This window comes from Streptococcus sp. CF8-6 (genome assembly GCF_024295845.1).
Lineage (GTDB): Bacteria > Bacillota > Bacilli > Lactobacillales > Streptococcaceae > Streptococcus > Streptococcus oralis_BO.
In genome coordinates this window covers 101752-114242 of record NZ_JANCOF010000003.1, presented here as the reverse complement: position 1 = coordinate 114242, position 12491 = coordinate 101752, and the positions used below count along the sequence as shown (strand labels likewise).

Sequence of the window (12491 nt, the reverse complement as noted above, 5' to 3'; positions counted from 1 at the left end):
GCCAGTTTGAAACTGACGTTTTTTTGTATGCTTATTTTGATTTGATGTAGTTGATACCGTCTGCCTTAGGTGCAACTGCTTTTCCAAAGAAGGCTGCTAAGACAAGAATGGTCAAGACATAAGGCGCGATTTGAAGGTAAACCGCAGGCACTCCTTGTAGGAAAGGTAATTGAGAACCGATAACTGCCAAACTTTGTGAAAGTCCAAAGAAAAGACTAGAAAGCATAGCACCGATTGGGTTCCATTTACCAAAGATCATTGCAGCAAGAGCGATAAATCCAGGACCGACAATAGTTGTCACTGAGAAGTTAACTGAAATGGATTGAGCATAAATCGCTCCCCCAATTCCACCAAGGAAACCTGAAATAACAACCCCTAAATATTTCATCTTGTAGACATTGATCCCCAAGGTATCCGCTGCCTGAGGGTGTTCACCAACAGAGCGAAGGCGAAGACCAAAACGTGTCTTAAAGAGGATAAACCAAGCAAGGAAAGAGAAGGCAATCGCGATATAACCTAGCAAACTTGTTGATTTGAAGAAGATATCACCAATCACTGGGATATTTGCCAAAACTGGGAAGTCAAAACGTCCAAAAGTCTGGCTTAAGTTATCCGTTTGTCCTTTGTTATAAAGAACTTTAACCAAGAAAACCGCTAGGGCAGGAGCCATCAAGTTCAATACTGTACCACTGACAACATGGTCCGCACGGAAATGAACTGTAGCGACTGCATGGATGAGGGAGAAAATAGCTCCCACGATACCAGCAACTAACAAGGAAATCCAAGGAGTCGCTGCTCCAAGTTGTTCTGCAAATTCAAGGTTAAAGACAACCCCAGAAAAGGCTCCCATAACCATAATTCCTTCAAGACCGACGTTAACGACACCACCACGTTCAGAGAAAACTCCCCCGATACTCGTAAAAATAAGTGGTGCTGAGTAAATCAGCATCGAAGAGACTAAGAGGGTGAGCAATGTTGTAATAGACATCCTTACTTACCTCCTTTAACTTGTTTTTTTGGTTTGACAAAGCGTTCGATAATGTAGTGAACGCTGACAAAGAAGATAATAGACGCTGTTACAATGCTGACAAGCTCAGACGGAACTTGTGCTGCATTCATACCCGGTGCTCCTACTTGCAAAACTCCAAATAAGAAGGCTGCAAAGAGAATTCCAATTGGTGAATTTCCAGCAAGCAAACTAACTGCCATCCCGTTAAATCCGATAGCCAATGATGATCCCTGAACGTAAACGTTTTGGAAAGTTCCAAGACCTTCGACCGCTCCACCAAGACCAGCCAAAGCACCAGAGATAATCATTGATAGAATGATTGTACGTTTTGCTGAAATACCAGCGTACTCTGAAGCATGGGGATTAAGACCAACTGCACGAATTTCAAAACCGAGAGTCGTTTTCTTGAGCAAGAACCAAATTACGCCAACAGCAATGATTGCAAAGAAGATTCCGATATTCATACGGGAATTTCCAGTCAACTCTGATAACCATGGTGTCTGGTATGTAGCATTGGCACTAACACGAATCGTTGAATCTGTACTTTGCATAATATCTTTAGGAAAGGCATGAATAAAGGCATTTCCCACATACAATACAATGTAGTTCATCATGATGGTCACGATAACCTCTGACGTACCGAGATAGGCTCTTAGGATACCTGGAATCGCACCAACAATTCCACCTGCGATCAAAGCAATAATCACTGTCAATGGAATCAAAACGAGACGAGGCATATCTGGATTTGATAAGGCAAACCAACCACTGAGAATCCAGCCTGCAAGTGCTTGACCAGGAAGTCCGACGTTAAAGAAGCCTGCTCGACTGGCAACTGCGAAACCAAGACCTATCAAGACAAGAGGACCCATGGCACGGAAAATTTCTCCAATTCCACGGAGGCTACCAAAAGCTGTATAGAACAACTCCTCATAGCCCCAGATAGCATCATATCCGAAGATCCACATGACAATGGCTCCGAGCAAGATTCCTAAGAATACGGAAATCAAGGGAACCGAAATTTGTTGTAATTTTTTAGACATCACTCTTCTCCTTTCCCAAGTTTCCACCTGCCATCAAGACACCAAGTTCTTGTTTGTTAGTTGTTTCTGGCGATACAATACCTTGAATCTTACCATCGTGAATAACAGCAATTCGGTCTGAGACATTTAAAATCTCATCTAATTCAAAGCTGACAACAAGGACAGCCTTACCGTTATCACGCTCTTCAATCAAACGTTTGTGGATATATTCAATGGCACCGACATCCAAACCACGAGTTGGCTGGCTGACGATAAGGAGATCAGGATCACGATCAATCTCACGAGCGATAATCGCTTTTTGTTGATTCCCTCCTGAAAGAGCTGCTGCCGGAACAAATTCGCTTGCCGCACGGACGTCAAATTCTTCCATCAATTTCTTAGCATGTGAAGTAATATTGGCATAGTTCAAGATACCATTCTTGCTGAGTGGTTCTTTGTAGTAGGTTTGAAGAGCGATATTTTCTGAAATCATCATCTCCAAAATCAAACCATCACGGTGACGGTCCTCAGGAACGTGCCCCACGCTTCGTTCTGTAATTTGTCGAGGATGCATCCCCACAATTGATTTGCCTTTTAATTCAACGCTACCTGACTCAACCTTACGAAGGCCTGTAATGGCTTGAATGAGTTCAGATTGGCCATTGCCATCAATACCTGCAATACCGACAATTTCACCAGCACGAACATCCAAAGAAAGATTCTTCACAGCTGGTACACCGCGGTTTTCATTGACAACCAAGTCTTTGATAGACAATACCACTTCTTTTGGTTGTGGTGCCTGTTTCTCCGTTTTGAAGGAGACAGAACGTCCTACCATCATCTCTGCCAAGTCTGCATTGGTTGCTCCTGCAATCTCAACCGTCTGGATTGATTTTCCACGACGGATAACCGTCACTCGATTGGATACCGCACGAATTTCATCCAGTTTATGGGTAATCAAAATAATGGATTTTCCTTCTTTGACAAGGTTTTTCATGATAGCCATCAACTCATCAATCTCTGAAGGAGTCAATACGGCTGTTGGTTCGTCAAAGATGAGGATATCAGCACCACGATAGAGTGTTTTCAAGATTTCTACACGTTGTTGGGCACCAACGGAAATATCTGCCACCTTGGCAGCAGGATTCACTGCCAAACCATAACGTTCAGAAAGAGCCTTGATTTCTTTAGTAGCTTCAGCTATATCTAGAACACCATTTTTAGTGATTTCACTCCCCAAAATGATATTCTCAGCTACTGTAAAAGCCTCAACCAACATAAAATGTTGGTGAACCATCCCAATTCCTAGACCAGCGGCTTTAGATGGTGAATCTAGTTTGACAACTTGACCATTCACCGCAATCTCACCACTAGTTGGCTCGAGAAGTCCTGCCAGCATATTCATCAGAGTGGATTTACCCGCTCCATTTTCTCCTAAAAGTGCATGGATTTCACCTTTTCGCAGTTGCAAGTTGATCTTGTCGTTTGCTACAAATTCACCAAACACCTTGGTAATATCCCGCATCTCAATGACATTTTCGTGTGCCATATGCTCTTCCTTTCAGAGGTTTATTTTATTTCAATAAAACCTGCTAATCACATTAACAAGCTCTATTGAGACAAAAATTGCCTCAATTCTTAAAGAAGCGACCGATGGCCGCTTCCTAAGAAATGACTTTTATCCATTATTTTTCAGGAACTTTTACGCTTCCGTCAAGGATCTTAGCTTTTGCATCTTCAACAGCTTTTTTACCTTCTTCTGAAAGGTTTGTTACTGCTAGGTCAACCCCTTTATCTTTCAATGAGTAGACGATTACTTGTCCACCAGGGAATTCACCTTTTTCTGTTTTGTTGGCAATATCTTTTACAGTTGTACCAACTTGTTTCAATGTAGATACAAGAACGAAGTTAGATTCTTTACCATCTTTAGAAGTGTATTTACCTTCTGCTGCTTGGTCACGGTCTACACCGATAACCCAAACTTTTTCGTCTTCATTTTTGTTTTCGTTCAATGATTTTGCTTCAGCAAAGACACCAGCACCTGTACCACCAGCCGCTTGGTAGACAACGTCTGCACCGGCAGCATATTGAGCTGCTGCAATTGTTTTACCTTTGGCAGCATCACCAAATGAACCAGCGTAGTCAACTTGGACTTTGATAGATGGGTCTACTGATTCAACACCAGCTTTGAATCCAGCTGCAAAACGTGAAATAACTTCAGATTCGATACCACCTACAAAACCAACTTGTTTTGTTTTCGTAGTTTTCGCTGCTGCAACACCAGCAAGGTAAGCTGCTTCGTTATCCGCAAATCTTACGCTCGCAACATTATTTTGACCTTCAATCACATCATCAATCAAGACATAGTTCAGGTCAGAGTGGTCTTTTGCTGCTTCCTCAACTGCATTGTGAAGGGCAAAACCAACACCAAAGATCAGGTTGTAACTTCCAGCCGCTTGTTGCAAGTTGTTAGCATAGTCTGCTTCACTTGTTGATTGGAAGTAAGTGTAACCTTTATCTTTAGAAAGATTGTGTTCTTTACCCCAGTCTTGCAAACCTTCCCAAGCTGATTGGTTAAATGATTTATCATCAACACCACCAGTATCTGTTACGATCGCTGCTTTGGTCTTCATTTCTGATGAAGATGAAGCTGCGTTACGAGAAGAGCGGTTACCACATGCAGCAAGTCCAACTGCTGCTACTGCAACTAGACCAAGGCCTAGCCATTGTTTCTTGTTCATTACTGAACCTCCTAAATAAGATGTGCAACGATGTTGCAAGTATGGATTGTTTGGTCACACAGACCACAGCCACTGCAAGAGTGGCCCAGACTAATTTAAGTCTGTAAATGAGTATGGAAGTAACTCCCCGACCGTCATCTCGACCGTCGATTTATCTTTAGCGACTAAAGTCACTTTTAGATCTTGTTCAAAAAATTCAACCATGACCTGGCGGCAAGCACCACATGGCGAGATGGGTTTTTCAGTTTGTCCGTAGACAATTAACTCAGAAAACTCCCGTTGCCCCTCCGAAACTGCTTTAAAAATAGCAGTACGTTCTCCACAATTAGTCAAGGGATAGCTAGCATTCTCGATGTTTACACCCGTATAAATACTACCATCCTTGGCTACTAAAACAGCTCCGATGGGAAAGTGAGAATAGGGGACATAGGCTTGTTTGCTGGTTTCAATTGCTAGTTCAATCAACTCAGTAGTCGCCATCTGCCAATTCTCCTTTTAAGATTGCTACACCAGCAGATGTTCCGATACGGGTAGCGCCTGCTTCCACAAAAGCGACAGCATCCGCATATGAACGAGCTCCACCAGCTGCCTTAACTCCCATATCTGGCCCGACTGTTTTACGCATCAACTGAACATCCTCTATAGTGGCACCACCAGTTGAAAATCCAGTTGATGTTTTGACAAAGTCAGCTCCCGCTTTCTGGGATAATTGGCAGGCCACAACCTTTTCATCGTCTGTCAACAAGCAAGCTTCAATAATGACCTTAACCAACTTGTCACCACTTGCTTCTACGACAGCACGGATGTCCGATTCAACCAAATCCAGATTGCCTGATTTGAGGGCACCAACATTGATAACCATATCAATCTCATCCGCACCGTTTTGAACAGCTTCTTTTGTTTCAAAAGCTTTCACGGCTGAAGTTGTTGCTCCCAAAGGAAAACCTACTACTGTACAAACCTTTACATCTGAGCCTTCAAGCCCTGTTTTCGCATGTTTAACCCATGTGGGATTGACACAAACGCTGGCAAAGTCATACTCACGCGCTTCAGATAGCAAACGATCAATTTGTTCTTGGCTTGCATCTTGCTTTAAAAGCGTATGATCAATATATTCATTTAACTTCATATTCGGATTCTCCCTGGTTTTATGAGATAATTTCTATAATTTCTCGTAAACTTTGCACTCCATCATTTATTTTAACATATTTTTGAAATTCTGTAACTAGTTCAGAAGAAATTTTTCCATTTGTATAAACTTTTGCAACAATTTCACCCTTTTGAACGGAGTCTCCAACTTTCTTTTCAAAAACAATCCCTGTTTCATAGTCCAAGTCATCAGACTTGATTGCACGACCAGCTCCTAGTCTCATAGCATAGAGCCCAAATTCCATTGCAGGAAGGGCTGAAATAACACCCGTTTCTTGAGCAAGGATTTCCACCACATGGGCAACTTTGACGGGGCGATAGAGATCTTCTAGATCACCGCCTTGAGCCGCCACCATTTCTTCAAATTTGGCAAGGGCTTGCCCATTTTCAAGGTGTTGACGTACTTCTTCTACCGTCTTCTCAACATCTGCTAAACTAAGCATAATCTGAGCTAATTCACAGATAAAGTGACTGATATCTTCTCGACCTTTTCCTTGAAGAATTTCGATTGCTTCTAGAATTTCGAGACGATTGCCAATAGCTCGACCCAAGGGTTGGCTCATATCGGTAATGACTGCTACTGTCTTTCGACCAACAGCCTTACCAAGTTCCACCATTGTTTGAGCCAATTCACGCGCCTCATCAACTGTCTTCATGAAGGCACCCTCACCGACCGTTACGTCTAGCAAAATGGCATCCGCTCCTGCAGCAATTTTCTTGCTCATCACCGAACTAGCAATCAAAGGAATCGTGTCGACAGTTGCGGTCACATCTCGGAGGGCATAAAGAAGTTTGTCTGCTTTAACCAGCTGATCGGACTGCCCAATGACAGATACACCAATATCCTGTACCTGACGAATGAAATCCTCTTGACTTCGCTCGACTTGGTAGCCCTTAATGGACTCCAATTTATCAATTGTCCCACCAGTATGGCCAAGACCACGACCACTCATTTTAGCAACGGGTACACCGAAACTCGCAACAAGGGGAGCCAAGATTAAGGTCACCTTATCACCTACACCACCAGTCGAATGCTTATCAACTTTAACCCCCTCAATAGCTGACAAATCAAACTCCTGACCTGTCTTGACCATATTCATCGTTAGATCAGAAATCTCACGTGTGGTCATTCCTTTAAAATAAACAGCCATAGCAAAAGCAGACATCTGATAGTCTGGAACAGTTCCAGCCACATAGCCTTCTACCAACCATTTTATTTCAGCCGTAGTCAGTTCTTGACCATCTCGTTTCTTTTGGATTAAATCAACTGCTCTCATTCTTTCACACTTCTAAGGATATAGTATCCCTTATCTTTCTTTACGATTTCACAATTTCCAAAAACGTCTTCCATCTTACTTTTAGCACTTGGAGCTCCTTGTTTTTTCTGAATGACAATGGTTAAATCTCCTCCGTCTTTCAAGAAATCTCTGCTCTTTTCGATAATCTCATGAACAACTTGCTTGCCCGCTCGAATCGGCGGATTGGAAATAACATGGTCAAACTTTCCTTCAACTTGTTCATAGATATTGGATTGGAAAATTGCTACTTCTACTTTATTTCGTTCAGCATTTTGTCGCGCTAGGTCCAAGGCACGATTATTGATATCGACCATGGTTACCTGAGCTCCATAAGCCTTGGCTAACGACAAACCCAATGGCCCATAACCACAACCTACATCAAGGACCGTCTCTCCTTCATTTACCTCTAGACACTTGAGCAAGAGCTGACTCCCAAAGTCAACCATTTTCTTGCTAAAAACACCCGCATCCGTCAAAAAGGTCATGTTTTTTCCCAACAACTCCACTCTCAACTCATGAATGTCGTGTGCAGCATCAGGATTTTCTGCATAATACATTTTACTCATAAAACTATTTTACCATAATTTGGCTTAAATTGTAAATCGTTTACAAAGTGATGACAAAATGAAAAAGACTGAAGAAACCAAGTCAAAAAACCTTTTCTTCAATCTCTTTCAATTATTAGAAATACATTACAATCTATCGGGAACTACAAATTATCATAGTTAGGAAAAAACAGTTCGTCTGCAATCGGGCGCATTTTTATTACTATTTCTTAACCTTAAAATACTTTATTATCAACAAGATTCCCAATATGATGTTTAGATAAAAACCCAACTGATAAGTTTGTGTCAAGATTTCCAAACTTGTCCAAAGTCGTATCAAATCTTCTAGTGACATACGGAATAGATATCCTTCTGTAGCAATCCACAAAATCAAAAATAGATAACTACCAGCAGCAAGCCATTTCGTCCACTGCTTTTTTACTAGCCAAGCAATCAAGAGCGAACAGATAAAGACAACTGTTACAATGGCATGTTCCATCAAAAAAGTAAAACCGTAATAGATTTCCACAAAGCGTCTACCATTATCCGCATTCGCTCCCCTTATAAAAGGTAAGGCAAAACTTAAAATAAAACAGAATTCCAATATATAACGTTTTAAGATTTTCATGGCACACCTCCAATAAGTTGTGAACCAAAAAGCCCACTTTTAATAACTGATAAGTCTTCAGAAACCATTCCCTATCTCATCATTAAATTATTCAACCTCCATCTACCTCTATTATACGATATTGACTTACTACCATCAAGAAACCGCTTTATCTTTTTAGCTTTTTATGGTATGATAAACAAAATATCTAGGGGAAAACAAATGACCAACGAATTTTTACATTTTGAAAAAATCAGCCGCCAGACTTGGCAATCATTGCATCGCAAAACAACCCCTCCCTTGACAGAGGAAGAGTTAGAATCCATCAAGAGTTTCAATGACCAGATTAGTTTGCAGGACGTAACGGACGTCTATCTTCCCCTTGTCCATCTTATCCATATTTACAAGCGCACTATGGATGATTTGGCATTTTCAAAAGGAATTTTTCTCCAACGTGAAAGTAAATCGCAGCCTTTTATCATTGGGGTTTCTGGTAGTGTTGCTGTGGGGAAATCAACCACTAGTCGCTTACTTCAGATTCTTCTATCACGTACTCTCCCGGATGCTACTGTAGAATTGGTAACAACTGATGGCTTTCTCTATCCCAATCAAACTTTGATGGACCAGGATATCTTAAATCGCAAAGGTTTTCCTGAAAGCTATGATATGGAAGCCTTGCTGAATTTTCTTGATCGCCTAAAGAATGGGCAAGATGTCGATATTCCTGTCTATTCTCATGAAGTGTATGACATCGTTCCTGGAGAGAAACAACGTGTCAAAGCTGCTGATTTTGTCATTGTCGAGGGGATTAATGTCTTTCAAAATCCTCAAAATGAGCGCCTTTACATCACTGATTTCTTTGATTTCTCCATCTATGTGGATGCTGCTGTCGAAGACATTGAAAGTTGGTATCTGGATCGTTTCTTAAAACTGCTCAGCTTTGCCCAAAATGATCCCAACAGCTACTACCACCGTTTTACGCAAATGCCAATTGGAGAAGTTGAAGCCTTTGCACACCAGGTTTGGACCAGTATTAATCTTACAAATCTACAAAACTATATCGAACCAACAAGGAATCGTGCCGAGGTCATTCTCCACAAGACTAAAAACCATGAAATCGATGAAATTTACCTAAAAAAATAATTTCCCCTTGTCAAAACCTAAGTTTTCATATATAATGGTATAGTTAGTAAATATGGAGGTAAGAACATTGGCAAACATTAAATCAGCTATCAAACGCGCTGAATTGAACGTTAAACAAAACGAAAAAAACTCAGCTCAAAAATCAGCTATGCGTACTGCTATCAAAGCTTTCGAAGCAAACCCTTCTGAAGAACTTTTCCGTGCTGCTAGCTCAGCTATCGACAAAGCAGAAACTAAAGGTTTGATTCATAAAAACAAAGCAAGCCGCGATAAAGCTCGTCTTTCAGCTAAACTTGCTAAATAAGAAACAGTCCATAGAGGCTGTTTTTTTGTCCTCTAATCAGAAAAGGTAGAAAATGAAAATCGCAATCATAGGATATTCTGGAGCTGGCAAGTCAACTCTAGCTGAAAAGTTGTCAAACTACTACTCCATCCCCAAACTGCATATGGACACACTCCAATTTCAACCTGGTTGGCAAGACAGTGACCGTGAATGGATGTTGACCGAAATGAAAAACTTTCTCACAAAGCACGAAGCTTGGGTCATCGACGGCAACTACTCTTGGTGTTGCTATGAAGAAAGAATGCAGGAAGCTAACCAAATCATCTTTCTCAACTTTTCCCCATGGACTTGTCTCTTTCGAGCCTTTAAACGGTATCTCACATACCGAGGCAAGGTCAGAGAAAGTATGGCAGCAGGCTGTCCTGAACGCTTTGACTGGGATTTTATCCGATGGATTCTCTGGGATGGGCGGACAAAGAATGCTAAAGAACGCTATCAACGGGTTCAAGAAACCTACCCTGAGAAAGTAATTGTCCTTAGGTCGCAAAAGGAGATGGACCACTTCTTAGAAAATCTCGTACATAACAAGAAAAACCAACGTGCCTAACGTTGGTTTTTTGCTATTAGCCAATCACACTTCCGTTTGGTACAGCTGGATCAACTGTGAGAAGGGTTAATTTGCCATCATGTTCAGCTGAGAGGATCATTCCTTGGCTGACGTATTTTTTCATCATCTTGCGAGGTTTGAGGTTGGCAACGATTTGGACCTTCTTGCCGACCAATTCTTGCTCATTTGGATAGTATTTTGCAATTCCTGAGAGGATTTGACGATCTTCGCCATCACCAGCATCGAGGCGGAATTGGAGCAACTTGTCAGAACCTTCCACTTTAGACACTTCTTTGACTTCTGCGACACGGATTTCAACCTTATCGAAGTCTTCAAATTTGATTTCTTCCTTGTTTAGTTTGAGTTCGACTTCATCTGGATTCCATTCTTTTTCGACTGCTGGCTTGTTGCCTTCCATTTGTTCTTTGATATAGGAGATTTCTTCTTCCATATCCAAACGTGGGAAGATTGGTGTTCCTTTGGCAACAACAGTCACACCAGCAGGGAAATCAGCCAAGCTCAACTTTTCAAGGCTCGCCACTTCTTCCAAGCCAAGTTGAGTCATGACCGCACGACTAGTTTCCATCATAAATGGCTCAATCATGTGAGCTACAACACGAAGGCTGGCTGCCAAGTGGCTCATGACACTTGCCAATTGGTCGCGAAGAGCTTCATCCTTAGCCAAGACCCATGGAGCTGTCTCATCAATGTATTTGTTAGTGCGAGAGATAAGCGTCCAGACTGCTTCTAAAGCACGTGGGTAGTCAACTGCATCCATGTGTGTATGGTAATCAGCAATTGATTGCTCTGCTACTTGAGCAAGAGCATTGTCAAATTCAGTCACACCTTCTACATAGGCTGGAATTTGCCCATCAAAGTACTTGTTAATCATGGAAACCGTACGGTTGAGGAGGTTTCCAAGGTCATTGGCCAATTCATAGTTGATACGACCTACATAGTCTTCTGGAGTAAAGGTTCCATCTGAACCGACTGGAAGGCTACGCATGAGGTAGTAACGGAGTGGATCCAGTCCATAACGTTCTACTAACATTTCAGGGTAAACGACATTCCCTTTAGACTTAGACATCTTACCGTCTTTCATGACAAACCAACCATGAGCAATCAAGCGGTCAGGCAATTTCATATCCAACATCATGAGAAGAATTGGCCAGTAGATAGAGTGGAAACGAAGGATGTCTTTCCCTACCATGTGGAAGACCGTTCCATTCCAGAACTTGTCGTAGTTAGCATGATCGTCTTGCCCGTAACCAAGAGCAGTCGCATAGTTAAGAAGGGCATCAATCCAAACATAGACAACGTGTTTTGGATTTGATGGGACTGGCACGCCCCAGGTAAAAGTTGTACGAGAAACCGCCAAATCTTCTAAACCTGGCTCAATGAAGTTTTTCAACATTTCATTGAGACGGCCATCTGGAGTGATAAAGTCAGGGTGCGATTTGAAAAATTCAACCAAACGGTCTTGGTATTTGCTGAGGCGAAGGAAGTAAGACTCTTCAGAAACCCATTCCACTTCGTGACCTGATGGAGCAATACCGCCCGTTACATTTCCAGCTTCGTCACGGAAAACTTCTGCAAGCTGGTTTTCTGTAAAGAATTCCTCATCTGATACTGAATACCAACCAGAATATTCGCCCAAGTAGATATCATCTTGAGCAAGCAAGCGTTCAAAGACCTGAGCCACTACTTTTTCATGGTAATCATCCGTTGTACGGATAAATTTATCGTATGAGATATCGAGTAATTTCCAGAGTTCTTTGACGCCAACCGCCATCCCATCAACATAAGCTTGAGGTGTGATACCAGCTTCTTCCGCTTTTTGCTGGATTTTCTGACCATGCTCGTCAAGACCTGTCAGATAAAAGACATCGTAGCCCATGAGGCGTTTGTAGCGAGCTAGGACATCACAAGCGATGGTTGTGTAGGCAGAACCGATATGAAGTTTACCAGATGGATAGTAAATCGGCGTTGTAATATAAAAATTCTTTTCAGACATAATTTTTCCTTTCCAGGCAAATGAAACCTGTTTTTCTAACACTTCATTATATCATATTTTTAGTGATTTTCGATAG

Annotated in this window: 13 protein-coding genes; 3 read left to right on the top strand and 10 right to left on the bottom strand. The window is 41.8% G+C overall.

Annotation, left to right across the window (positions count from 1 at the left end; translation table 11 throughout):
• Window positions 1–31 precede the first annotated feature (31 nt).
• From NML69_RS05700 to NML69_RS05660, 9 genes are all read right to left on the bottom strand, one after another.
• Window positions 32–988 carry an ABC transporter permease gene (locus tag NML69_RS05700; protein WP_254725598.1) on the bottom strand — a complete coding sequence of 319 codons (957 nt, stop codon included), beginning with the start codon at window positions 986–988 and terminating at the stop codon, window positions 32–34.
• Between the two features lie 2 nt (window positions 989–990).
• Window positions 991–2049, bottom strand: a complete 1059-nt coding sequence (locus tag NML69_RS05695) for an ABC transporter permease (protein WP_000038684.1) — start codon at window positions 2047–2049, stop codon at window positions 991–993.
• The gene (locus tag NML69_RS05690; protein WP_254725596.1) at window positions 2042–3577 is read right to left on the bottom strand and encodes an ABC transporter ATP-binding protein; all 1536 of its coding nucleotides are present in this window, start codon (window positions 3575–3577) and stop codon (window positions 2042–2044) included. The genes NML69_RS05695 and NML69_RS05690 overlap by 8 nt, the downstream gene beginning before the upstream one ends.
• 136 nt (window positions 3578–3713) lie before the next feature.
• Window positions 3714–4769, bottom strand: coding sequence for a BMP family protein (locus NML69_RS05685; protein WP_254725594.1), 1056 nt, complete (start codon window positions 4767–4769; stop codon window positions 3714–3716).
• 90 nt (window positions 4770–4859) lie between these two features.
• On the bottom strand, window positions 4860–5249 hold the full coding sequence (locus NML69_RS05680; RefSeq protein ID WP_000246111.1) for a cytidine deaminase: 390 nt from the start codon (window positions 5247–5249) through the stop codon (window positions 4860–4862).
• Window positions 5236–5898, bottom strand: coding sequence for a deoxyribose-phosphate aldolase (gene deoC, locus NML69_RS05675; protein ID WP_254725592.1), 663 nt, complete (start codon window positions 5896–5898; stop codon window positions 5236–5238). Before deoC ends, NML69_RS05680 begins: the two co-directional genes overlap by 14 nt.
• 19 nt (window positions 5899–5917) lie before the next feature.
• Entirely contained in the window at window positions 5918–7195 is a 1278-nt protein-coding gene (locus tag NML69_RS05670) for a pyrimidine-nucleoside phosphorylase (RefSeq protein ID WP_254725590.1), read from the bottom strand.
• The gene (locus NML69_RS05665; protein WP_080976180.1) at window positions 7192–7782 is read right to left on the bottom strand and encodes a class I SAM-dependent methyltransferase; all 591 of its coding nucleotides are present in this window, start codon (window positions 7780–7782) and stop codon (window positions 7192–7194) included. The genes NML69_RS05670 and NML69_RS05665 overlap by 4 nt, the downstream gene beginning before the upstream one ends.
• A 202-nt stretch (window positions 7783–7984) precedes the next feature.
• Window positions 7985–8389, bottom strand: coding sequence for a hypothetical protein (locus tag NML69_RS05660; RefSeq protein WP_254725588.1), 405 nt, complete (start codon window positions 8387–8389; stop codon window positions 7985–7987).
• A gap of 201 nt (window positions 8390–8590) precedes the next feature.
• Here NML69_RS05660 and coaA point away from each other — a divergent pair, with 201 nt between their 5' ends.
• The 3 genes from coaA to NML69_RS05645 all read left to right on the top strand — a co-directional run bounded on the left by coaA (window position 8591) and on the right by NML69_RS05645 (window position 10401).
• Window positions 8591–9511: a type I pantothenate kinase gene (gene coaA / locus NML69_RS05655; protein WP_254725586.1), complete on the top strand. Its 921-nt coding sequence runs from the start codon at window positions 8591–8593 to the stop codon at window positions 9509–9511.
• Between the two features lie 67 nt (window positions 9512–9578).
• On the top strand, window positions 9579–9815 hold the full coding sequence (rpsT, locus tag NML69_RS05650) for a 30S ribosomal protein S20 (protein WP_001274000.1): 237 nt from the start codon (window positions 9579–9581) through the stop codon (window positions 9813–9815).
• Window positions 9816–9867: 52 nt separating this feature from the next.
• Window positions 9868–10401, top strand: a complete 534-nt coding sequence (locus tag NML69_RS05645) for a DNA topology modulation protein (RefSeq protein ID WP_254725585.1) — start codon at window positions 9868–9870, stop codon at window positions 10399–10401.
• 16 nt (window positions 10402–10417) lie between these two features.
• On the opposite strand, the gene metG is transcribed toward NML69_RS05645, so the two are convergent.
• The gene (gene metG, locus NML69_RS05640) at window positions 10418–12415 is read right to left on the bottom strand and encodes a methionine--tRNA ligase (RefSeq protein ID WP_254725584.1); all 1998 of its coding nucleotides are present in this window, start codon (window positions 12413–12415) and stop codon (window positions 10418–10420) included.
• Window positions 12416–12491 lie beyond the last annotated feature (76 nt).